The sequence below is a fragment of the Sphingorhabdus sp. EL138 genome (assembly GCF_945862485.1).
Lineage (GTDB): Bacteria > Pseudomonadota > Alphaproteobacteria > Sphingomonadales > Sphingomonadaceae > Sphingorhabdus_B.
In genome coordinates, this window is record NZ_CAMAYF010000005.1 from 52,902 (window position 1) to 74,429 (window position 21,528).

Genomic DNA, 21,528 nt, shown 5'->3' on the forward strand with positions numbered 1-21,528 from the left:
CGGATTACGTAAAAGCGCTCTCGATGCGTTCTATCGTCCACGGTTCTTGCGCAGCGGCGGCATACCATTGTTCCATCCATGGATGCGTCATGATGGCGTCGGCATAAGCTTGGGCAAAACCTGGCAGGGTGAAACCATAGGTCACAAAGCGCGTGACCACGGGCGCGAGCATGATGTCCGCCGCGCTGAATGTGCCGAACAGATATGGCCCATCCTTGCCAAAGCGCGAACGTGCCTCCGCCCAGTTTTGCAATATGCGGATCGCATCGGCTTGGGTTTCTTCGGATAAGGTTACGTTGGTAACTGTTCGGCGCGTGTTCATCGGGCATTCGCGGCGTAAAGACAAATAGCCCGAATGCATCTCAGCCGCCATCGACCGCGCCATGCCGCGCGCGACCGCGTCCTTGGGCCAATAACGGTCACGCCCGACTTTGTCGGCGAGATAATCGATAATCGCGAGGCTGTCCCAGGCCACCGCCTCTCCATCCCACAAGATCGGGACTTTGCCCGACGATGGCGCAAGGTCTGCCGCGCGCTTGCGTTGTTCCCAGTCCGGCGCAAACAAAGGCACTATGACCTCTTCAAAATGCAGGTCAGATTGCTTCGCCGCGAGCCAGCCGCGCAGCGACCAGCTTGAATAGGCTTTGTTTCCAATGATCAGTTTCAAGGTCATGCGACCTTACATGGTCGCTGTTTGCTTTTCTGTCGAGAGGGCAGAAAAGCAAAATTTACGCACTTTTTAAGAGGCCACAGCTTCCAACACTGCGGCGCGCAGGTCTTCAATCCCGCCGCGTTTTTCGGCGGAGGTCACTGACAGGTCCGGATACGCCGCAACATGCTTGCGCAGCTTTGCCATAGTGTCGGTTTCCACTGCAGCCAAGTCGCTGGCCTTGATCTTGTCGGTCTTGGTCAACACGATGCGGTAACTGATGGCGGCACTATCGAGCATCGACATGATATCATGATCGACCTCTTTAATCCCGTGACGGCTGTCGATCAGAACGAACACGCGTTTCAAAACCACGCGGCCCCGCAGATAATCGTTAATCAGATAGCGCCATTGCTGCACGGTCTTGATCGGTGCTTTGGCATAACCATAGCCCGGCATGTCGACGATGCGAAATGCCGCAGGGTCGCCCACATCAAAGAAATTCAATTCCTGTGTGCGACCCGGCGTATTCGACGCGCGCGCCAGATTGTTGCGGTTGACGAGTGCATTGATCAGGCTCGATTTGCCGACATTCGACCGGCCCGCAAACGCGATTTCCGGCACCGTTGGTTCGGGCAGAAATTCAAGCTTTGGTGCCGACTTCAGGAAGCTTATGGGCCCTGAAAAGATTTTAACATGATCCATTATTGGTCACTAATTCCAAAATCGTCATCCCGAAACAAGTTCGGGTTGACGATAGGTTTAATTCGGGATGACGAACAGATTATGTGTCACGCCTTGGCATTCGCTTTTGCTTGCGCCTTTTCTTGGGCTTCACGGGCCATTTGCTCGCGCAAAATGGGGTGTCGCGAATATAGCCACTTTTGCTGGGCAATCGACACGAGGTTGGACATCACCCAATAGAGCTGAAGACCCGCGGCAAAGGGTGCCATGATGAACATCAGGAACCAAGGCATAACCGCAAAGACCTGCTTTTGCACTTCGTCCATGGGTTGCGGGTTAAGCCGCTGCATCAGCCACATCGTTACGCCCAACAAGATTGGCAAGATACCAATCGCGATGAAGGATGGCGGATCGAACGGCAGCAAGCCAAACAGGTTGATTGGCGTCAACGGGTCGGGTGCGGACAAGTCCTTCAACCACAAGACAAAGGGCTGATGGCGCATTTCAATCGATAGCAGCAGAATTTTATAGAGCGCGAAGAAGATGGGAATTTGCAGCAGGATCGGAAGGCAGCCCGCGAGCGGGTTCACTTTCTCTTCCTTGTACAAAGTCATCATTTCTTGCTGCAGACGGGGCTTGTCGTCTTTCCAGCGTTCTTGCAGCGCCTTGAGCTTGGGCTGCACCGCGCGCATCTGTGCCATAGACGCAAACTGCTTTTGCGCGACTGGATACATGAACCCGCGTACGATGAGCGTCAGCCCAATGATCGCAGCGCCGAAGTTGCCGAAAACGCCAAACAGCCAATGGAGGATCCAGAAGAAAGGAATGGCGATGAACCAGAACCAACCCCAGTCAATGGCATAGTCCAAATATGGAATGCCCAAATCTTGGGAATACGCGTTGAGGACAGCCATTTCTTTGGCGCCCGCAAACAGGCGTGAGTTGCTGTCATATGCGGCCCCGGCGGCAACGCTGGTATAACGCGTTGGGATGACCTGCGCCTGATAGACATCGCCGCTCGCGCGGAACTTTGCCGAGACAGGCGTTTTTTGATCGGGGATCAGCGCGCCGAGCCAATATTTGTCGGTAAAGCCGAGCCAGCCGCCCGTGCTGGTGAACGGAACCTCGCCTTTGTTTTCGACCACATCGACATAGCCCCAATCATAATTGGGCTTGTCATCGAACACGCCCATGGGACCGATGTGGATGTGCGTGAATATCGAACCACCGGACGTTGCGTCAGCGGGCTTACCTGTGCGGCTGAGCAACGCGAAGTTAGCGACTTCGACAGGAGTTGTGCCATTATTGGTGAAACGCTGCTTTGCCGTGATCATGAAATTGTCGTCAATTGACAATGCGATTTCAAACTTCTGATTTTGGGTATTGGTCCAGCTTAAGGTCACGGGCGTGGATGGCGTCAGCTTATTCCCGCTGGGTGTCCATACGGTCTTGTCATCTGGCGCTATGATGCCTGTGCCGGCCCAGCCAAAGCGGGCGAAATAAGCGTTTTGGGTGCCAGATGGCGCAAAAAGGCGAACCGGAGCCGAATCCTTGGCAAGCTCTGTACGGTGGGTGAGCAACACAAGGTCGTCGATTTTCGCGCCCTCAAGATTGATCGAGCCTTTCAGCTTTGGCGTTTCGACCATGATGCGGGCCGAAGATTTCAGCGCAGTGCTGAGTGGAATGGCCTGAACCGCAGCGGGGGCCGCTTCGACAGACACATCAGACGTCGCCGCGCCTGCGGGGCTGGCGGTGGATGCTGCGGTGCTGGCGACTGGAGGAGGTGTGGGGAAGAAATAGCTGGCGACATAGGGCCAACCGAAAAGGATGAGGCCCGTCAGCAATACTGCAAATATCAGGTTGCGTTTATCGTCCACGTCTAAAATTCCCCGTTAATCCGTAAATGAAGCGTCATGGCACGGGATCATATCCGTGCCCACCCCAAGGTTGGCAGCGCAATAGCCGTTTGATGGCCAGCCAGCCACCCTTAATTGCGCCATATTTTTGTAGCGCCGTAATCGCATATGCCGAACAGCTTGGGCTATATCTGCACGTCGGCGGTAAAATGCGTGAAGGGCCGATCTGCCACGCCCTTGCGACAAGGATGAAGAGCTTGGCGATCATGTCATCGACCCCATCGCAAGTCGAAGGAGCGGATTTGGCTTGTCGTCCGTCAACCGCATAACTTCCCCAACGCCTTCACCATATCTGCGCGCAATGCGCCAAAGTCCCGTTCAATCCCGCTATCGCGGCCAATCAGGATATGATCTGCGCCTGCCTTGCCATTTTGTGCGAGCATTTCCTGCGCGAGCGCACGAAAGCGGCGGCGCATGCGGTTGCGAACGACGGCGTTGCCGACTTTTTTGGTGATGGTAATACCCAGCCGGATATCAGCACTTTCATCCTGCCTGTCTTTCACAAGCAAAACAAAACCGGGAGTTGCATATCGCTTCCCCCGGTTGGCAGTCAGAAAATCTGACCTTTTTGTGATGACGCTGTAACCGCGCATATCGCGGTCCGCATGCTCGCTAATTAAGCCGACAGCTTCTTGCGGCCGCGTGCGCGACGTGCGTTCAGGATGTTGCGGCCTGCAGCGGTTGACATACGGAGACGAAAACCGTGGCGACGGGCACGCACGAGATTGCTCGGCTGAAAAGTGCGCTTCATGACTGTAATCCTTAAATTTTTTGCGTCTTGAAATGAAAATGGTCGCCGAATCTGCGCAGCGACCCTTTCTGTTGCAGTGGCCGATACGGTCAGGGAGGTGAAAAGTCAACACAAGTCAGGGCATTTTCATTTCGATGTCATCGCGCCGGAACAGGTGTATGATGTCGCGTTTGATGTCGGGAAATGGCGGGCGGCCTTTGACCTTGTTACGCCGCAGTGCCCAATTTGCCCAGCGGGCATATTCTGGATGTTGCTTTGAAAGTCGCGAGTACCGTTTCTTTGCCCAAAGCGAATGTTTGAGAATCACGCCGAGCCCGATGATAAACAGCGCTAGTCCGCCTGGGCCGGGAAGCCAGCTGACCAGTGGCGCCGCAACGATCAGCGCCCAACCCAAAATGACCATCGACCAGCGATAGGCAGGCGTATCGCTCCAGTTTTTTCGTTTCGAGCGGTGCATATGCGTCATGTGGGATAGCAGAATGGGTGTTGCAAGTTCATGTCAGCACCAAGCCGTTTCTGCAGAAATAAAAATTTGTAGCATTATCTGTAATCGCCCGCATGTATTCATCGTTTCGCCGCAATAAGGCTTTATCACCGCCTTTGATCGCCTATAATGAAATCCTAATGACAACCGCTCTCCTCCATCTTCACCGCATAGGCGTGCTGCCTGCTGACATCGACTTCATGGGGCATGTGAACAATGCGCGCTATTTGAACTGGGTGCAGGATGCGGTTTTGGCGCATTGGAACAAGCTTGCCCCGCCAGAGGCGGCTGCAAAATATCTGTGGGTCGCGCTCAAGCATGAGATTACCTACCGCAAACCAGCGTTTTTGGACGATGAGGTGATTGCATCGGTGGTGCTTGAAAAGGTGCAAGGCGCGCGGTCTTTCTACGACACGGTGATCAAGCGTGGCGAAGACGTTCTTGCTGAGGTCAAGTCGAGCTGGTGCTGCGTTGATGCAACAACGTTGCGACCTGCGCGCATCGCGGCCGATGTGCAGGCGTATTTTTTCCCGAAATAATCTTGCCCGAAACGGCGAGGATTAGAAAATAGGGTCGTCCGAACCATCGCCAATCGGCGTCACGGCGTTGTGTATCCCACATTCCACCTTGTCCCAGCCCTTCCAGCGGCCCGAACGCGGGTCTTCGCCGGGCGCAACTTTGGTGGTGCAAGGGGAGCAGCCAATCGAGGGATAGCCAAGTTCCACTAAAGGATGTGCAGGCAAGGCATGTTCGGCCATATAGGCATCGATTTTGGCTTGGTCCCAATCGGCGAGCGGGTTGACCTTCAAACGGCCATTTTCGATTTCAAACCGGGGCAGTGCACGGCGTGTGGACGATTGGAACGCTTTGCGCCCCGTAAACTGTGCGTCAAAGCCGGCCAACGCAGCATTTAACGGCAGCACTTTTCGAATTTCGCAACACCCATCGGGGTCATATGACCAACGCAGGCCCGTTTCATCCTTTTGCTGGAGCAAAACGGGGTCAGGGGTCAGGATGCGCAGATCCAACAAACCGAGCTTCGACCGAAGTTCCTCCCGATAGGTGATCGTCTCTGGGAAATGCTTACCAGTATCCAAAAACAGCACCGGCGTGGCGGGGTCAATGTTTGCAATGAGGTGCAACAAAACCGCGCTCTCGGCGCCGAAGCTCGAGACCACAGCCGCATCGCCCAACATATTCTCGCACAACAAGATGGTCAGCATCTCAAATGTATCGCGGCCCCGAAACATGTTATTCAGGCGCACGGCGTCGCCGTCGGTGTAACGCGGGGCGGTGTTGATACGATCAGCGATGCGGACCTTGTCACCCATGCCTTAGCTTCCAAATAGGCACAACGCTATCGGCGGCCCCTTGATAGGCATGGTCATAATTGGCCAGCGCACGGGCCACCGCGTCGGGGTTTAACGAGGCTTCGGGTGCGAAGCTGTCAAAGCCGCAGCGGCGCATATATGCAATCTGGTCAACCAACACGTCACCTTGCGCGCGCAATTCGCCTTGATACCCAGCCTCCCGCAATATGCGGGCGGCGCTATAGCCCCTGCCCTCGCGAAATTTGGGGAAGGCTACTTCGATCAGCGTCAGCCGGTCGAGGAAAGGGATTAAGGCCCGTGCATCATCATCCGGTTCCAACCGGACAGCGGTGGCATTGGATTGGTCCAGAAACGCATCCAGCGTGACCGACGGCTGTTCCGTCACTTCATCGGTGCGGTAACGAAACTCAACCATAAATCGCCTCCTTAAAGGGTTCGAGGCCGACACGGCGATAGGTGTCGACGAAACGTTCATCGCCCTTCCGCAGTGCCTTGTAGACGTCCGTCGCCTTTTCCACCGCATCGACAACACCGTCTTCATCAAAGCCGGGGCCAATGATTTTCCCGATGCTAACGTCTTCGGCGCCAGAGCCACCAAAGGTCAGTTGGTAATTTTCCACGCCTTTTTTATCGACGCCCAATATGCCGATATGTCCGGCATGATGATGGCCGCAAGCGTTGATGCAGCCTGATATTTTAAGCTTCAACTCACCCAGATCGAGTTGCCGGTCCATGTCGGCAAAACGTGTCGCAATTTTCTGTGCGACGGGGATTGAACGGGCATTGGCAAGGCTGCAATAATCGAGGCCGGGGCAGGCGATGATATCGCTGATCAGGTCAAGATTAGCGTCGGCCAACTCAGCATCGCGCAAGGCCTGCCACACGGCATAAAGGTCGCGCTTTGCGACATAAGGCAGGACGATATTCTGCGCATGGGTGACGCGCAATTCGTCAAAGCTATATTTTTCCGCGAGGTCAGCCATCACGTCAATTTGCGTTGATGTCGCATCGCCAGGGATGCCGCCAATAGGCTTCAAGCTAATGTTGACGATGGCGTAGCCCGCTTGCTTGTGCGGCTTCACATTTTGGTCAAGCCACAGGGCAAAATCGGGATCATGGCGGTCCGGTTCCACATTTGCGGCATCATATGCTGGCGGCGCAAAAAAGGCGCTGATGCGTTCCAATTCAGCCAAAGGCGGGTCGATGCCCAAGGTTTTCACATGTGCAAATTCTTCGGCGACCTGACGGCGATAGGCGTCCGCGCCGATTTCATGGATCAGGATCTTGATCCGCGCTTTGTACATGTTGTCACGCCGTCCGTAGCGGTTGTACACACGCAGGCAGGCCTCAAGATAGCTCAACAGATCGTCCGCCTTGACGAATGGGTTGATCTCGGGCGCGATCATCGGCGTGCGGCCCATGCCACCGCCGACAAAGACCCGCGCGCCCAGTTCGCCATCTCGGCGGACAAGTTCCAGTCCGATGTCGTGCAAGCGCATCGCCGCCCGGTCCTCGGGTGACGCAATCACGGCGATTTTGAACTTGCGGGGCAGATAGCTGAATTCCGGATGGAAGGTTGACCATTGGCGCAGCAATTCCGCCCAAGGACGCGGGTCGGTGACTTCGTCCGCCGCAGCGCCCGCATATTGGTCGGAGGAAATGTTGCGAATGCAGTTGCCGCTCGTCTGAATGGCATGCATTTCAACGGTGGCCAGCTCTTCTAATATATCGGCACAATCCTCCAGCTTGATCCAGTTATACTGAATATTCTGGCGCGTGGTGAAATGGCCGTAATCGCGGTCATATTTGCGCGCGATATGCGCCAGCATCCGCATTTGCCGTGAATCGAGCGTGCCATAAGGAATGGCCACGCGCAGCATATAGGCATGCAATTGGAGATAGAGGCCGTTCATCAACCGCAGGGGTTTGAACTGGTCTTCCGTCATTTCACCTGCAATGCGGCGGTTTATTTGGTCACGAAATTCGGCGACGCGCGCGTCCACCATCGCTTGGTCATAATTGTCATATTTATACATGTCAGATTATCCAATCACCAGCCGCAGGATCGGCAGGCTTAAGTGTAAGGTCCGTGCGGACGGTTGGTCCCAGCGCGCGAATGCGGTCCTTGATATGCGCGGGCCGCGGGCCGTTTTCGGTTGGCAGCGCATCAATGATGTAAGGCGCGTTGACGCGGCGTGCGCCTTCTTCGGCGTGGAGTATCGCCTCGCCATGTTCGCCAACATCGGCGGCATCTTCGACATGGATGGACCAGCCATTGCCCGTCCACCATGTGACAGCGCCAGACACCAAATCATTTCCCGTCAGTAATTTCACGCAATTTTCTCCGCCTGCTTGGCAAAATGGAACAACCGATCTTCGGCGTCAGATTTCAGGACGACATCGCCGACAATGATGATGGCGGGCGACATCACGCTTTCGCGCGCGATCATGTCGCCAAGGTCGGTTAATATGGTACGCATCGCGCGGGCGTCGGGCCGTGTCGCGCGCTCCAGCACAGCGACTGGCGTGTCGGGTGACAGCCCATCGCTGATGAGTTTCTCAGTGATATCCGCCGCCGTCGCGATACCCATGTAAATGACTAAAGTGCGGCCTTTACCCGCAAGGCCCGCCCAATTTTGGTCGGTCAGGCCCTTGCATTGGCCAGCGACGAAAGTCACGGCGCTGGCGGCATCACGGTGGGTCAGCGGTAACATCGTCGCGGCTGCCCCGCCCATCGCCGCAGAAATGCCGGGAACAACCTCGACATCAATGCCAGCATCGCGGCAGGCTTCGGCCTCTTCACCACCGCGCCCGAAAATAAACGGGTCGCCGCCTTTTAACCGCACGACCCTATGACCGGCCTGCGCCTCACGGATGAGAATGTCGTTGATCCCGTCTTGCGGCACCGAATGGCGTGAACGGCTTTTGGCGACGGAAATCAGCCGTGCGTCGGGATTGATGAGCGCCATTATCGCGTCATCCACGAGGCCGTCATGCACCACAACGTCCGCGGTCGAAATCAACCGTACCGCCTTCACGGTCAGCAGTTCGGGGTCACCGGGGCCAGCGCCCACCAAATATACGCGTGCTTGTTCCATATTGCTGTAATGGGCAATTGCGCCGCCAGCATCAAATCAGGATAAGTTGGCCAAGGCTTAGAAGAACTTTAGCGCATCATTTTTCCGCTAGAACTCCGACGTCATATGAGCTTGCCCCATTTCCCGAATAGCATGGATTTTGCGATGTAGCGGTTCCCAGTCATCCTTTTCGGATATGGCTTGCCAGATATCTTCGACCTCGTGGATCAACATCGAACAGACCGCGCCTTTCGACCAATAGGCGTGCCGGTTCCCCTCCACAGGCGCGTAATCGCGTAGCAAAGCGGCAAATGCGGCTTCATATTCGCCGGGGGCGTCGCCCGCGTTCGCCTTGCCATGGCGATAGCGATAGAAAAATTGATCGATGGCGATTTTTTCCCGCGACATTGTGCGTTCGGCGGCTGCAACCAATTGCCTGTCGAGTTCCTCTCCGCGTGACGCCACGCCCAAGCGCCACAGAAAGCGCCGGATGACCGCTTGCTGATACAGGCCCGGAAAACGTTCCAGCGCGGCAATCAATGGCGGCGCATCTGACACCAAGCGCAGCGCCACTGCCAACTGTCCCAAGTTCCAATGCAGCGCTTCGGCCTGTCTGCCAAAGGCGTAAAGACCCGTCTCGTCAAAATAGGCCGCGGTGAATTGCGGGTCCCAATATTCCGTAAAGCGCCACGGACCATAATCGAAGCTCTCACCGGTGATATTGATATTGTCGGTGTTGAGCACGCCATGGACAAAGCCCGCGACCATATAGGATGCGGCAAGATCAGCGACCCGCTCTACCGCCAGCCCAAGCAACTGGGCCGCAGGATTTTCCGAAGGGGCAACATCATAAAGCTGCGTTAGGCAGTAGGCGATGAGCTGCTGCATGAACTCGGCATTTCCCTCGGCGGCTGCGCGTTGAAAACTGCCAATGCGGATATGGCTATGGCTCAACCGTACCATCACCGCCGACCGTGTGGGGGACGGTTCATCGCCGCGTATCAATTCTTCGCCGGTTTCAATGATGGAAAATGTTTTGGAGGTGTTGACGCCCAAAGCCTCCAACATCTCCGTTGCCAATATTTCGCGCACCCCACCCTTAAGCGTCAGGCGGCCATCGCCACGGCGGCTATACGGCGTGGTTCCCGATCCCTTGGTCGCGAGGTCAAGCAAGCGGCCGTCGCCATCGCGCATTTGCGCAAACAGGAAACCGCGACCATCGCCAATGTCCGGATTGTAGACGCGAAACTGGTGGCCATGATAACGCAAAGCCAGTGGTTCGGGCATATTGTCGGGTAGCGGTTCAAAGCGGCCAAAGTGGCGGACCCAAGCGGCGTCATTATAGTCCGCCAACCCCACTGTCGCCGCCCAACGATCATTACGAAAACGCAAGATCGTCTCCGGAAAATGCGCAGGCCGGACAGCGTCACCAATTTTCGCGCCAAGACTGGCGATTTGTGGATCAGGGCGGTAGGGGGAAGGGAAAGGTTTCATATTCATCTAGGGTCAGGACTACTTAAATCCACCTTCGCGGTTTGAGGCCATACTGTTCAGTGCCAGGCGGTAAGCGCCGGACTTAGTGGTTCTAAGTCCAAGCTTGCCAACGTGGCAATGGACAAAATGGGTCAAATCCGAAGGACACCAAAATGGCTTCGATCTCAAAGCAAAATGCCCTTGCAGGCAGAATGACTGCCTGCGGCGGACATTTTACTTCGATATCTTTGCCATTTTGACGCCGCGAAGGTAGATTTAAGTGGTCCTGACCCTTACGCATCTGGGCGGTGCAAAAGGGAAAGGCAAGTATGGCGGCGGTTCGCATCCTGCATTTGCATAGCAGCTTTGATTTAGGTGATGCGCAATCGCGCACGGTTCGTCTGATGAATCATTTTGGTAATCAAGCCGAACATACGGTTTTGTCGGCGGTTAGTGACGCCTTTGGCGCGGCGGACGCCTTAGATCGCCGCGTGAAGGTCAATTTCCCCAGAGACGCCGCACCTTCGCTCACCGGAATGCCGAGCATGGGCCGCTATCGCCGTTTGGCCGCTTATATGAAGAAATTTCACCTCGTGCTGAGTTACAATTTCGGCGCGATGGATGGCGTCATGGCGCATACCTTGTTCACGCGCGGTATGAAATTGCCGCCATTGATCCATCATGAGGACGGATTTGAGCAGGATGAAGTTGATAAGCTGAAATGGCACCGCAATTGGTTCCGCACCATTGCGCTGCAACGGGCTGACGCCCTTGTTGTGCCCTCCAAAACGCTTGAACATATTGCGCGCACTGTCTGGCATCAGCCGCTGGAGAAAATCGCGCGCTTTCCCAATGGCATTGATACCGAACATTATAACCGCCGTCCGCAGCGTGGGTCTTTCCCGGGTTTTCAAAAGCGTGACGGCGAAATTGTCGTCGGTACGATTGCAGACCTGCGCAGCGTCAAGAATTTACCTCGGCTATTGCGTGCGGTCGCGGCGGCGGACGTGAATATCCGGCTTGCCATTGTGGGTGAAGGGCCAGACCGCGACGTCATCATGGCACAGGCCACGCGGCTTGGTATCGCGGACCGCGTCATGATGCCTGGATATTTGCGTGATCCCGCCCGTTATATTCGGTTGTTCGACATTTTTGCGCTGTCGTCAGATAGCGAACAATATCCCGTTTCACTGGTTGAAGCGATGACCAGCGCGCTGCCGATTGTGTCCACGGATGTGGGCGATGTCCGTAATATCGTATCGCGGGAGAACCGGCCATTTATCGTTGCACGTGATGATGAGGGCGCTTTGGCGTCGGCTATCGCTAGCTTGGCAAAAGATGCGGCACTTCGTGCAACATTGGCCACAGCAAACCGCATTTTGGCCTGTTCTCAATATGATGAGGACACGATGTTTGCACGCTATCGGCAGCTTTATGGTTCTGCCATGAAACGTGCCGATTTTGCGCGACAAAGCTGAACATTTGCGATAGCGCCGACCACTAGAAGCGCGCTGTACAGTGCTTTAAACAAGAATTTTTAGGGGTGGTATTTGTGTTCAAGGGTCTGAAACCCATTATCTATGGTGGCCGTGAAGTATGGCCATTGGTCGAAGGCGGCAAGGGCGTTGCGGCAACCAATCATGCAAGTTCTGGCGCCTGGGCTGCGGCCGGCGGCATCGGTACAGTCTCTGCCGTAAATGCCGACAGCTATGACGAAAATGGCGACATGATCCCGCAAGTCTTCCTGGGTAAAACGCGTGCCGAACGGCATGAGGAACTTGTCGCATATGGCATTCGCGGCGGCATTGCGCAGGTAAAGCTTGCGCATGAAATATCCAATGGGCGCGGCGCTATAAATATCAACGTGCTCTGGGAAATGGGCGGTGCACAGCGCATCTTGCATGGCATATTGGAAGCGACCAAGGGCATGGTGACAGGCGTTACCTGCGGCGCAGGCATGCCATATAAGCTATCCGAAATCGCGGCGCAATATGGCGTCTATTATCTGCCGATCGTAAGCTCCGCCCGTGCCTTCCGCGCACTGTGGAAGCGTGCCTATCACAAGGTACCTGAATGGTTGGGTGCGGTGGTTTATGAAGACCCGTGGTTGGCCGGTGGTCACAATGGCCTGTCCAATGCCGAAGACCCGCGCAGCCCCGAAGACCCCTATCCCCGCGTGAAGGCTCTACGCGATGTCATGCGCGTTGAAGGCATTTCGGATGATGTGCCCATCGTCATGGCAGGCGGCGTTTGGTTCCTGCGCGACTGGAACAACTGGATTGATAACCCCGAACTGGCGCAGATTGCGTTCCAATTGGGCACACGTCCGCTTTTGACGCAAGAAAGCCCCATTCCAGCGGGTTGGAAAGACGCGCTTACGAAAATTCCAGAAGACGGCGTGCTGTTGCATCAATTTTCGCCCACGGGTTTTTACTCTAGCGCGGTCATCAATCCTTTCCTGTTGGAGCTTCAGGCGCGTTCGGAACGTCAAATTTCGTTTGTGCAGGCCGCCGACGCGGAACACACGGCGCAATTGGATGTGGGCGTGAAGGGTAAGAATTTCTGGGTTACCCAAGCCGACCTGATGAAGGCACGCGAATGGGATGCACGTGGGTTTACCGTTGCGCTAAAAACGCCCGATAACTCGCTTGTGTTCGTGACGCCATCTTCAGGCGAGGTTATCCGGAAAGATCAAAAGGACTGCATGGGTTGTTTATCGCATTGCGGTTTTTCGTCGTGGAAAGATCATGACAATAATTCCACTGGCCGTCTGGCCGACCCGCGCAGCTTTTGCATTCAAAAGGCGCTTCAGAACATCGCACATGGCGCGCCGATTGATGAAAATCTGATGTTCGCCGGACACAGCGCCTATCTGTTCGGAAAAGATCCCTTTTATTCGAACGGCTTTGTCCCGACGGTGCAGCAATTGATGGATCGTATTCTTACGGGCGATTGATGCCATTTTCGGGCCTGATGCGTCAGGCCCGTTGAAACTTTTGCGACTGCGGCGGGGCATCGCGCCCCGCCATTTCGATCAATCCAGATCCCACGCTCTTTCGCCGTGGCTTGAAATGTCGAGCCCGTCGCGTTCCTGATCCTCGCTCACGCGCATGGGCAATACTGCCGACACCACATAACCAATAACCACCGTCACCACGGCGGAATAGCCCGCGACTATGGCAACGCCCTTGAACTGCGCCCAAAGTTGCGATGCCATATTTGCGCCTTCGGCATAGCCCGCGCCGCCCAAGGCCTCGCTCGCAAAAATGGCGAGCATCATGGAGCCCAATATGCCGCCGACGCCGTGCACAGCGAAAACGTCGAGTGAATCATCAATTTTCAGCGTGCCTTTGACAAGGCCCACAAACCAAAAGCATATGACTGCGGCCAATATACCCAGAATGATTGCTCCGCCCGGGCCAATCACGCCCGCCGCCGGCGTAATGGTCGCAAGTCCGGCAACCGCACCCGTCGCAAAGCCCACTGCGGTTGCCTTGCCAACCTTTATCCGTTCGATCAGCAACCAGACCAAGGCCGCTGCCGACGCACCGACATGGGTGTTGATGATGGCGCTCGCGGCAGCATCATTTGCCGCCAAGGCAGAGCCACCATTAAAGCCAAACCAGCCGACCCATAATAATCCGGCCCCAGCGACTGTCAGAGCGGGGCTGTGCGGCAACATAAGCGTTCTGGGGAAGCCGATACGCTTGCCGAGCATAAGGGCTACGACGAGCGCGGAAACGCCTGCAGTGGTATGCACGACAATGCCGCCGGCAAAATCGATAACGCCTTGATCGGCCAGAAATCCGCCACCCCAAACCCAGCGGGTGACTGGAACATAGACCAAAAGCGACCATAAGGCGCTGAATGCGACCACCCAGCCAAAGCGCGCGCGCTCGATCCAAGCGCCGACGATTAGAGCAGGGGTGATGATCGCAAAGGTCATCTGGAACAAAGCAAAGGCGAACTCGCCGGTTGTCTGCCCCTCCCTAATGGACGCCAGCAGTCCGTTAAACATGACGTTTTCAAAAGAGCCGATGAAGCCGTTGCCATTGACGGAAAAGGCGAGGCTATAGCCAATCACGATCCAAATGACCGAAGCCAAAGCGGCCACTGCGCCGCATTGGACCAACACGGAAAGGAAGTTCTTGGCGCGGACCAGCCCGCCGTAAAACAACGCTAACCCGGGCAAGGTCATCATCAACACTAACGCCGAAGCAGTCAAAATCCATGCGCTGTCGCCGCTATTGGCTTCAGGCAATGCGGCAGCGGCATTTTGCGCAAATGCAGGTGCGGCGGCCAAAGTGCTTATGAGCAGCGCTGGCAGTATAGTCTTCGAAATCATGTTCGTGTAGCCCCCCGGTTCGGAACCAGTCTCTAGGCGTGCAAAACCCAAGGCTCAATGCACAAAATTGCGGTCAACGTGCCACAATGAATACAATATTGCTTATTGCCAGCCTTCAAGGACTTGATCTGGCGGTCTGTGGCCGTCCGCCCACATACGGATGTTGGTAATCACGCGTTCGCCCGACGCTTCTCTGCCCTCAAAGGTCGCGCTGCCCAGATGGGGGAGCAACACAACATTGGGGATATTGAACAACCGCGAATCCACTGCGGGTTCATGCGTATAGACATCCAATCCGGCGCCAGCGATGCGGCCCGTTTCCAGGGCATCAATCAACGCGTCCTCGTCGATCAACTCCCCGCGCGAACTGTTGATGATATAGGCGTCCGCTTTCATCTGCGCGATGCGGTTGGCGTTGATGATCTTGTCGGTTTCTGCGGTTAAGGGGCAATGCAGGCTGATAATGTCCGACCGCGCCATGAGCCTGTCAATGTCGGGCTCAAAGATGATGCCCAATTCATCTTCGACACTGGCGGGCAGGCGGTGGCGTTTGTTGTAGATGATGTTGAGGCCAAAGGCCTTAGCGCGCATCGCCACGGCCTCACCAATACGGCCAAGACCGATGATGCCCAATGTCTTGCCGCCAATCCGGTGGCCCAGCATACCTGTTGGGCTCCAGCCGCGCCATTCGCCGTTACGCATGACACGCTGCCCCTCACCCAGACGGCGGGGAACGTTGAGGATCAGCGCCATCGTTAAGTCTGCGGTATCGTCGGTGAACACCCCGGGGGTGTTGGTGACCATGATGCCCTTTGCCTTTGCGGCGGCCAGATCGATATGGTTAACCCCTGCGCCATAGCTCGCGATGAGCTTGAGCCGGGGCGGGGCGGCTGCGATGATCTCTGCATCGATATTGTCTGTGACCGTTGGCACAAGCACGTCGCAATCGGCCATGGCAGCGACCAAAGCGTCACGGCTTAGTGGGGTGTCGTCGGCATTGAAGCGTGCGTCAAACAACTCCGTCATGCGTTTTTCAACCGCAGGTAGCAAACTGCGTGTAACGTGGATGGACGGACGTTCGATGCGGCTAAGTTCTGGCATAGGCTGACTAAAGCGGAATTCGCGGCTAGGTCAAGACAGGATGGTTGCGCTCGTCGCAACGCTTGCCGTATAAGATGAAAACGATGGTAAAAAATATGGTAAATCAGAACAGATCGATCGTGCGGTATGGCGCAGTGGCGCTTGCGCTTTTGGGGGCGGCGTCTGCCGCTGGACAGACGCAGCGTAAACCGCCTTATTGGGCATCTATTGAGAAGCCTGAAGCTCGGATGCGCACGGGACCCAGCACGGAATTTTCTGTTACATGGATTTACAAAAGGCAAAATTTGCCAGTGAAGGTTGTCGCGGTTCACAGCGTCTGGCGCAAGGTTCAAGACCCCGATGGCGACCAAGGCTGGCTGCACGTTCGGTTACTTAGCCCAGAGCGGACCGCCATCGTTATTGGTAAAGACATTGGTGCGTTGCGGGACTCACCGCAAGTCAGCGCGCATATTTCATGGCGCGTTGAACCCGGCGTTGTCGGAACCATTGATGAATGCGAAAAGGGATATTGCCGTTTTGAAACCGAAGGTCGGTACGGCTATATCGAAACGTCCCGTATTTGGGGCGATGAGGCGCTGTAAATACGCGCTACAAACGCCCGAAGCTTAAGCTTCGACGCGTTCTGCCAGCACTGTTAGGCCGTTTGCGTTCACTTCTGCAAAACCACCTGCGATCATCAGGCGCTCCGGCGTTGCGCCTTGCGTCTTGTAAATCTCAAGCGCCGCATCGTTGCGCAGCGTGCTCATCATCGGGCTATGGCCCTCTAACACGCCGAAATCGCCCTCAGTACCCGGAACGACGACCATATAGACGTCGTCCGAGCGATAGAGCTTCTCAGGGGTTACGAGTTCGAAGTGGAGAGGCATAATGGCTTACGCCGCTTCCGCAGCCATTTTGGCTGCCTTTGCAACCGCTTCTTCGATTCCGCCAACCATGTAGAAGGCGGCTTCGGGAAGGTGGTCATACTCGCCATCCACAACTGCCTTGAACGACTTCACAGTGTCTTCGACCTGAACGAACTTGCCGGAGATGCCGGTGAAGACTTCTGCAACGTGGAAAGGTTGCGACAAGAAACGCTGGATCTTACGCGCACGGGTTACGGTCAATTTGTCGTCTTCTGACAATTCGTCCATGCCCAAAATCGCGATGATGTCTTGCAGCGACTTATACTTTTGCAGCGTTTCCTGAACGCGGCGGGCGGTGTCATAATGCTCTTGGCCAACAACGGCTGGCGTCAAAACGCGGCTGACCGAGTCTAGCGGGTCAACGGCTGGATAAATGCCAAGCTCCGAAATCGCACGGTTCAACGTGGTTGTTGCGTCCAAGTGAGCAAATGACGTTGCTGGTGCAGGGTCGGTCAAGTCATCTGCGGGAACGTAAATGGCCTGAACCGAGGTAATCGAACCCTTGGTGGTGGACGTAATGCGCTCCTGCAACTGACCCATGTCGGTTGCCAATGTTGGCTGATAACCCACAGCCGAAGGAATACGGCCCAAAAGTGCGGACACTTCCGAACCAGCCTGCGTGAAGCGGAAGATGTTGTCGACGAAGAACAGAACGTCCTGGCCTTCTTCATCGCGGAAATATTCCGCCATGGTCAGACCTGAGAGCGCAACGCGGGCACGGGCACCGGGAGGCTCGTTCATTTGACCGAAGACCAGCGCAACCTTTGAACCTTCTGGGGTTGGGTTGCCGTCGGCATCCTTGGCGATAACGCCGGCGTCGAGGAATTCGTGATAGAGATCGTTACCTTCGCGGGTACGCTCACCCACGCCAGCAAACACCGAAACGCCGCCATGGCCCTTTGCGATGTTGTTGATCAGTTCTTGAATAAGAACGGTCTTGCCAACGCCGGCACCGCCGAACAGGCCGATTTTGCCGCCCTTTGCATAAGGCGCGAGCAAGTCGATAACCTTAATACCTGTGACGAGGATTTCGGCTTCGGTCGACTGGTCGGTGAACAAAGGCGCTTCTGCGTGGATTGGGTTGGACTTTGCAGCGCCAACAGGACCACGTTCGTCAATTGGCTCACCAATAACGTTCATGATGCGGCCAAGGGTCATTGGGCCAACCGGCACAGAAATCTGCGCGCCGGTATCGCGCACAGGCTGACCACGGGTCAGGCCTTCGGTCGCGTCCATGGCGATGGTGCGTACGGTGTTTTCACCCAAATGCTGCGCCACTTCAAGGACCAAGCGGTTACCGTTATTGTCGGTTTCAAGCGCCGACAAAATCGATGGCAATTGGCCAGTAAACGTTACGTCGACAACAGCGCCGATGATCTGGCTGATGCGGCCAGTTGCACCAGCGACGTTAATCGCGGTTTGGCCAGCGCCTGCCTTTGGAGCGGGAGCCTTGGTTGCAGCGGCCTTTTTCACAGGCGCCTTTTTAGCGGCTGCTGCTGCCTTTGGAGCTGCGGTCTTCTTCGGGGCGGTTGCCATTTGCTTCTTCCTTGCCTTTGGATGTCGTTAAAGCGCTTCTGCGCCTGCGATAATTTCGATAAGTTCAGTGGTAATCGCTGCCTGACGCGTGCGGTTATATTGAATGGTCAGCTTGTTGATCATGTCACCCGCGTTGCGCGTTGCATTGTCCATAGCTGTCATTTTTGAACCTTGCTCCGATGCCGCATTTTCGCGGTTCGCGCGCAGCAACTGAACGGCGACATTGCGTGGCAGCAATTCGGCGAGAATTTCTTCCTCGTCGGGTTCATATTCTACCGTGGCGGACAGGCCAGCCGCGTCGCCTTCACCAGCGGTTACCGCGACGGGCATCAATTGAATCTGCGTTGGTTCTTGCGTCAGCACGGTCACAAATTTGCTGAAGAACAGATGCGCGACGTCAAATTCGCCAGCTTCAAAACGCGCGGTCAGATCTTCGCCCCATGCTTGCACATCAGCAAAGCTGAGCTTGCCCAGATCGCCGGGTTCGATGCTGTGGATGATATCGCCACGAAAAGTCCGGCTGAGCTGATCGCGGCCCTTTTTCCCGATGGTGTAGAATTTGACGGTCTTGCCTTCAGCCTTCAAAGCTTCTGCCTGACGGCGGGCGAGGCGGACGATGTTGGTGTTGAATGCACCGGCAAGGCCCTTGTCACTGGTTGCGACAACGAACAAATGCACGTCGTTTTTGCCAGAGCCCGCAAGCAGCTTTGGCGATTGCGGGCCAACAGATACCTTGGACGCGATGCTCGACACCACTGCCTCAAGCCGCTCGGCATAAGGACGTGATGCTTCTGCTGCTTCGGTCGCCCGGCGCAGCTTCGCAGCGGCGACCATTTTCATCGCCTTGGTGATCTTCTGGGTCGATTTGACCGAGTTGATCCGCATTTTGAGGGCCTTAAGAGACGCCATCTATTCTTCCCTTTGCCGTCACCCTGAACTTGTTTCAGGGTCTTCACTAAGATGCTGAAACAAGTTCAGCATGACGGGTGATTGTTAAGCGAAATTCTTCGTGAATGTATCCAGTGCGGCCATCAGCGCCTTCTTGCTGTCGTCGCTGAAGTCGCGGCTGTCGCGGATGGTCTTCAGGATACCAGCATGGTTGGCGCGCAAGTCGGCAAGCATCGATTCTTCGTAGCGGGTGACATCGCTCACTGGAATACCATCGAGATACCCATTGGTGCCTGCAAAAATCGACGCGGTTTGCTCTTCGAATGGAAGCGGCGAGAATTGCTTCTGCTTCAACAATTCGGTCAAACGCGCACCACGGTTCAAAAGCTTCTGCGTTGAGGCATCAAGATCTGAACCAAACTGCGCGAACGCAGCCATTTCGCGATATTGTGCGAGCTCAAGCTTAATCGAGCCAGAAACCTTCTTCATCGCCTTTGTCTGTGCAGCCGAACCAACGCGGCTTACCGACAGACCCACGTTAATTGCAGGACGGATGCCTTGGAAGAACAGGTCGGTTTCCAAGAAGATCTGACCGTCGGTGATCGAAATCACGTTGGTTGGAATATAAGCCGAAACGTCACCAGCCTGTGTTTCGATGATCGGCAATGCGGTCAATGAACCACCGCCATTGGCGTCGGACATCTTTGCGGCGCGCTCCAACAAACGGCTGTGGAGATAGAAAACGTCGCCTGGATAAGCTTCGCGGCCTGGAGGACGACGCAGCAGCAAGGACATTTGGCGATAGGCCACAGCTTGCTTCGACAAATCGTCATAAACGATGACGGCGTGCATGCCGTTGTCGCGGAAAAATTCACCCATCGCAACGCCGGTGTAAGGCGCAAGATACTGAAGCGGTGCAGGTTCCGAAGCGGTTGCAGCAACAACGATGGAATATTCCATCGCGCCTTGTTCTTCCAACGCGCGGACAATCTGCGCAACGGTGGAACGCTTCTGACCGACGGCGACGTAGATGCAGTACAGCTTCTTCGATTCGTCGGTGCCCTTGTTGACTTCCTTCTGGTTAATGAAGGTGTCGATGGCGACAGCGGTCTTACCTGTTTGACGGTCACCAATGATCAATTCGCGCTGACCACGGCCAACAGGCACGAGGGCGTCCAGCGCCTTAAGGCCCGTTTGAACAGGCTCCGAAACCGATTGGCGCGGGATGATGCCCGGCGCTTTGACTTCAACGCGGCTGCGCTGTGTGGTCTTCAATGGGCCCTTGCCATCAATGGGGTTGCCAAGACCGTCAACAACGCGGCCAAGCAATTCCTTGCCGACAGGAACGTCCACAATCGTGCCGGTGCGCTTTACAACGTCACCTTCACGGATTTCGCTGTCAGAACCGAAGATAACAACACCGACATTGTCTGCTTCCAGGTTCAGCGCCATGCCCTGAATACCATTGGCGAATTCGACCATTTCACCAGCCTGCACATTGTCGAGGCCGTGAATACGGGCAATACCGTCACCAACCGACAATACGCTGCCGACTTCCGAAACCTGAGCTTCGGTGCCGAAATTGGCGATCTGGTCCTTAATGACCTTGGAAATTTCTGCGGCGCGGATATCCATGTTGCTACTTAGCCTTTCATCGCGTTAGCGAGGGTGTTCAAACGGGTTTTGATGGAGTTGTCGATCATCTGGCTACCGATTTTCACGGTAAGCCCGCCAAGAAGTGACGGATCGACTTTGGTCTGGATGGCGACGGTGCTGCCGACGCGTGTTTTGAGTGTTGCCAATAATGCCTTGGTCTGCGCTGCGCTGAGCGCATGGGCGGAGGTCACTTCAGCCGTGACTTCACCGCGATGCGCCGCAGCAAGCGTTGAAAACGCGCGGGCAACGAAGGCCGTTTCGTTCAAGCGGCGGTTGTCGGCGAGCACGCCCAATGTCTTTGCAGTCAGTGCATCAAGCTTCATCGCTTTTGCCACCGCGGCGATAGCTTTTTTCGCATCACCACGGCTGAGCACAGTATTCGTTGTGAGTGCTTTTAAATCAGCCGATTCGCTTACAGCTTTGGCAATCGCCTGCATGCTCTTTTCAACGGCATTGATCGCCTTCGCGTCGCGGGCCAGTTCAAACAATGCCGTCGCGTAACGGCCAGCAAGACTGGCTTGAATATTAGCGCTTGTGCCGCCGGAATGATCCACGCGTCGAATTCCTAAAATGTGAGACTGAAAAAACTTGGCGAGCGCACCGAAGGGTTGCCCCTTGTTGACGTCGCGCTGCGCCTAGCAGGGGTTTTGCTGCGATGCAAGATGGCGATTGTCGCTTGTGTAACGGGAACCGTGATGCCGAACTTTCTCTCCTCATTATTCGGAGATTTCT

The 21,528-nt window shown here is 55.6% G+C and carries 24 protein-coding genes; 4 read left to right on the forward strand and 20 right to left on the reverse strand.

Translation table 11 applies throughout. The features are described from left to right. Positions 1-4: 4 nt before the first annotated feature. The 7 genes from Q0O33_RS03660 to Q0O33_RS03690 all read right to left on the reverse strand — a co-directional run bounded on the left by Q0O33_RS03660 (position 5) and on the right by Q0O33_RS03690 (position 4,457). The gene (locus Q0O33_RS03660; RefSeq protein ID WP_295496406.1) at positions 5-667 is read right to left on the reverse strand and encodes a glutathione S-transferase family protein; all 663 of its coding nucleotides are present in this window, start codon (positions 665-667) and stop codon (positions 5-7) included. 72 nt (positions 668-739) lie between these two features. Further along, on the reverse strand, positions 740-1,354 hold the full coding sequence (gene yihA, locus Q0O33_RS03665) for a ribosome biogenesis GTP-binding protein YihA/YsxC (RefSeq protein ID WP_295496202.1): 615 nt from the start codon (positions 1,352-1,354) through the stop codon (positions 740-742). 86 nt (positions 1,355-1,440) lie between these two features. Further along, complete coding sequence (gene yidC, locus Q0O33_RS03670; RefSeq protein ID WP_295496205.1) at positions 1,441-3,210, reverse strand: membrane protein insertase YidC; 1,770 nt, start codon at positions 3,208-3,210, stop codon at positions 1,441-1,443. Between the two features lie 34 nt (positions 3,211-3,244). Further along, positions 3,245-3,457, reverse strand: coding sequence for a membrane protein insertion efficiency factor YidD (yidD, locus tag Q0O33_RS03675; protein ID WP_125230636.1), 213 nt, complete (start codon positions 3,455-3,457; stop codon positions 3,245-3,247). Positions 3,458-3,506: 49 nt separating this feature from the next. Continuing rightward, on the reverse strand, positions 3,507-3,842 hold the full coding sequence (gene rnpA, locus Q0O33_RS03680; protein WP_295496207.1) for a ribonuclease P protein component: 336 nt from the start codon (positions 3,840-3,842) through the stop codon (positions 3,507-3,509). Between the two features lie 23 nt (positions 3,843-3,865). Beyond that, a complete protein-coding gene (gene rpmH / locus Q0O33_RS03685) occupies positions 3,866-4,000 on the reverse strand; it encodes a 50S ribosomal protein L34 (RefSeq protein WP_125230634.1) in 135 nt (44 codons plus the stop codon). A gap of 115 nt (positions 4,001-4,115) precedes the next feature. Next, positions 4,116-4,457, reverse strand: coding sequence for a hypothetical protein (locus Q0O33_RS03690; RefSeq protein ID WP_295496210.1), 342 nt, complete (start codon positions 4,455-4,457; stop codon positions 4,116-4,118). A 167-nt stretch (positions 4,458-4,624) separates the two neighbouring features. On the opposite strand from Q0O33_RS03690, the gene Q0O33_RS03695 reads away from it, so the two are divergent. Then, positions 4,625-5,023, forward strand: a complete 399-nt coding sequence (locus tag Q0O33_RS03695) for a thioesterase family protein (RefSeq protein WP_295496213.1) — start codon at positions 4,625-4,627, stop codon at positions 5,021-5,023. A 21-nt stretch (positions 5,024-5,044) separates the two neighbouring features. Here Q0O33_RS03695 and Q0O33_RS03700 read toward each other — a convergent pair whose 3' ends face one another. The 6 genes from Q0O33_RS03700 to Q0O33_RS03725 form a co-directional block, all read right to left on the reverse strand. Further along, positions 5,045-5,815, reverse strand: coding sequence for a phosphoadenylyl-sulfate reductase (locus Q0O33_RS03700; RefSeq protein WP_295496216.1), 771 nt, complete (start codon positions 5,813-5,815; stop codon positions 5,045-5,047). Next, complete coding sequence (locus Q0O33_RS03705) at positions 5,808-6,230, reverse strand: DUF934 domain-containing protein (RefSeq protein WP_295496219.1); 423 nt, start codon at positions 6,228-6,230, stop codon at positions 5,808-5,810. Before Q0O33_RS03705 ends, Q0O33_RS03700 begins: the two co-directional genes overlap by 8 nt. Further along, positions 6,223-7,851, reverse strand: coding sequence for a nitrite/sulfite reductase (locus Q0O33_RS03710; RefSeq protein WP_295496222.1), 1,629 nt, complete (start codon positions 7,849-7,851; stop codon positions 6,223-6,225). The genes Q0O33_RS03705 and Q0O33_RS03710 overlap by 8 nt, the downstream gene beginning before the upstream one ends. 1 nt (position 7,852) lies before the next feature. Further along, positions 7,853-8,149 carry a DUF2849 domain-containing protein gene (locus tag Q0O33_RS03715; RefSeq protein WP_295496226.1) on the reverse strand — a complete coding sequence of 99 codons (297 nt, stop codon included), beginning with the start codon at positions 8,147-8,149 and terminating at the stop codon, positions 7,853-7,855. Continuing rightward, a complete protein-coding gene (gene cobA / locus Q0O33_RS03720; RefSeq protein WP_295496229.1) occupies positions 8,146-8,913 on the reverse strand; it encodes a uroporphyrinogen-III C-methyltransferase in 768 nt (255 codons plus the stop codon). The genes Q0O33_RS03715 and cobA overlap by 4 nt, the downstream gene beginning before the upstream one ends. Positions 8,914-9,000: 87 nt before the next feature. Continuing rightward, a complete protein-coding gene (locus Q0O33_RS03725; RefSeq protein ID WP_295496232.1) occupies positions 9,001-10,392 on the reverse strand; it encodes a protein adenylyltransferase SelO family protein in 1,392 nt (463 codons plus the stop codon). A 302-nt stretch (positions 10,393-10,694) separates the two neighbouring features. Between Q0O33_RS03725 and Q0O33_RS03730 the strand changes: the two genes are divergently transcribed. Continuing rightward, complete coding sequence (locus tag Q0O33_RS03730; RefSeq protein ID WP_295496234.1) at positions 10,695-11,843, forward strand: glycosyltransferase; 1,149 nt, start codon at positions 10,695-10,697, stop codon at positions 11,841-11,843. A gap of 74 nt (positions 11,844-11,917) precedes the next feature. Continuing rightward, positions 11,918-13,321 (forward strand): nitronate monooxygenase, encoded by a 1,404-nt coding sequence (locus Q0O33_RS03735; RefSeq protein WP_295496237.1) that lies wholly within the window; start codon positions 11,918-11,920, stop codon positions 13,319-13,321. A gap of 78 nt (positions 13,322-13,399) precedes the next feature. On the opposite strand, the gene Q0O33_RS03740 is transcribed toward Q0O33_RS03735, so the two are convergent. Both Q0O33_RS03740 and Q0O33_RS03745 read right to left on the reverse strand, forming a co-directional pair. Next, on the reverse strand, positions 13,400-14,710 hold the full coding sequence (locus tag Q0O33_RS03740) for an ammonium transporter (RefSeq protein ID WP_295496240.1): 1,311 nt from the start codon (positions 14,708-14,710) through the stop codon (positions 13,400-13,402). 102 nt (positions 14,711-14,812) lie between these two features. After that, entirely contained in the window at positions 14,813-15,811 is a 999-nt protein-coding gene (locus Q0O33_RS03745; protein ID WP_295496244.1) for a D-glycerate dehydrogenase, read from the reverse strand. 95 nt (positions 15,812-15,906) lie between these two features. Here Q0O33_RS03745 and Q0O33_RS03750 point away from each other — a divergent pair, with 95 nt between their 5' ends. Continuing rightward, positions 15,907-16,392: an SH3 domain-containing protein gene (locus Q0O33_RS03750; protein WP_295496247.1), complete on the forward strand. Its 486-nt coding sequence runs from the start codon at positions 15,907-15,909 to the stop codon at positions 16,390-16,392. 24 nt (positions 16,393-16,416) lie between these two features. Here the strand turns inward: Q0O33_RS03750 and Q0O33_RS03755 are convergent, their stop codons facing one another. The 5 genes from Q0O33_RS03755 to Q0O33_RS03775 all read right to left on the reverse strand — a co-directional run bounded on the left by Q0O33_RS03755 (position 16,417) and on the right by Q0O33_RS03775 (position 21,350). After that, the gene (locus tag Q0O33_RS03755) at positions 16,417-16,677 is read right to left on the reverse strand and encodes an ATP synthase F1 subunit epsilon (protein ID WP_295496250.1); all 261 of its coding nucleotides are present in this window, start codon (positions 16,675-16,677) and stop codon (positions 16,417-16,419) included. A 6-nt stretch (positions 16,678-16,683) separates the two neighbouring features. Beyond that, positions 16,684-18,252, reverse strand: a complete 1,569-nt coding sequence (atpD, locus tag Q0O33_RS03760) for a F0F1 ATP synthase subunit beta (protein WP_295496253.1) — start codon at positions 18,250-18,252, stop codon at positions 16,684-16,686. A gap of 27 nt (positions 18,253-18,279) precedes the next feature. Next, positions 18,280-19,161 (reverse strand): F0F1 ATP synthase subunit gamma, encoded by an 882-nt coding sequence (locus Q0O33_RS03765; protein WP_295496255.1) that lies wholly within the window; start codon positions 19,159-19,161, stop codon positions 18,280-18,282. Positions 19,162-19,245: 84 nt separating this feature from the next. Beyond that, positions 19,246-20,775 (reverse strand): F0F1 ATP synthase subunit alpha, encoded by a 1,530-nt coding sequence (atpA, locus tag Q0O33_RS03770; RefSeq protein ID WP_295496258.1) that lies wholly within the window; start codon positions 20,773-20,775, stop codon positions 19,246-19,248. A gap of 8 nt (positions 20,776-20,783) precedes the next feature. Then, on the reverse strand, positions 20,784-21,350 hold the full coding sequence (locus Q0O33_RS03775) for a F0F1 ATP synthase subunit delta (RefSeq protein WP_295496260.1): 567 nt from the start codon (positions 21,348-21,350) through the stop codon (positions 20,784-20,786). Between the last annotated feature and the right edge of the window lie 178 nt (positions 21,351-21,528).

Coding starts and splice junctions, on each gene's coding strand:
- yihA (WP_295496202.1), bottom strand. CDS start 1,354: ATGGATCATGTTAAAATCTTTTCAGGGCCCATAAGCTTCCTGAAGTCG.
- yidD (WP_125230636.1), bottom strand. CDS start 3,457: ATGATCGCCAAGCTCTTCATCCTTGTCGCAAGGGCGTGGCAGATCGGC.
- rnpA (WP_295496207.1), bottom strand. CDS start 3,842: ATGCGCGGTTACAGCGTCATCACAAAAAGGTCAGATTTTCTGACTGCC.
- rpmH (WP_125230634.1), bottom strand. CDS start 4,000: ATGAAGCGCACTTTTCAGCCGAGCAATCTCGTGCGTGCCCGTCGCCAC.
- Q0O33_RS03690 (WP_295496210.1), bottom strand. CDS start 4,457: ATGCACCGCTCGAAACGAAAAAACTGGAGCGATACGCCTGCCTATCGC.
- Q0O33_RS03695 (WP_295496213.1), top strand. CDS start 4,625: ATGACAACCGCTCTCCTCCATCTTCACCGCATAGGCGTGCTGCCTGCT.
- Q0O33_RS03700 (WP_295496216.1), bottom strand. CDS start 5,815: ATGGGTGACAAGGTCCGCATCGCTGATCGTATCAACACCGCCCCGCGT.
- Q0O33_RS03705 (WP_295496219.1), bottom strand. CDS start 6,230: ATGGTTGAGTTTCGTTACCGCACCGATGAAGTGACGGAACAGCCGTCG.
- Q0O33_RS03710 (WP_295496222.1), bottom strand. CDS start 7,851: ATGTATAAATATGACAATTATGACCAAGCGATGGTGGACGCGCGCGTC.
- cobA (WP_295496229.1), bottom strand. CDS start 8,913: ATGGAACAAGCACGCGTATATTTGGTGGGCGCTGGCCCCGGTGACCCC.
- Q0O33_RS03725 (WP_295496232.1), bottom strand. CDS start 10,392: ATGAATATGAAACCTTTCCCTTCCCCCTACCGCCCTGATCCACAAATC.
- Q0O33_RS03730 (WP_295496234.1), top strand. CDS start 10,695: ATGGCGGCGGTTCGCATCCTGCATTTGCATAGCAGCTTTGATTTAGGT.
- Q0O33_RS03740 (WP_295496240.1), bottom strand. CDS start 14,710: ATGATTTCGAAGACTATACTGCCAGCGCTGCTCATAAGCACTTTGGCC.
- Q0O33_RS03745 (WP_295496244.1), bottom strand. CDS start 15,811: ATGCCAGAACTTAGCCGCATCGAACGTCCGTCCATCCACGTTACACGC.
- Q0O33_RS03750 (WP_295496247.1), top strand. CDS start 15,907: ATGGTAAATCAGAACAGATCGATCGTGCGGTATGGCGCAGTGGCGCTT.
- Q0O33_RS03755 (WP_295496250.1), bottom strand. CDS start 16,677: ATGCCTCTCCACTTCGAACTCGTAACCCCTGAGAAGCTCTATCGCTCG.
- atpD (WP_295496253.1), bottom strand. CDS start 18,252: ATGGCAACCGCCCCGAAGAAGACCGCAGCTCCAAAGGCAGCAGCAGCC.
- Q0O33_RS03765 (WP_295496255.1), bottom strand. CDS start 19,161: ATGGCGTCTCTTAAGGCCCTCAAAATGCGGATCAACTCGGTCAAATCG.
- atpA (WP_295496258.1), bottom strand. CDS start 20,775: ATGGATATCCGCGCCGCAGAAATTTCCAAGGTCATTAAGGACCAGATC.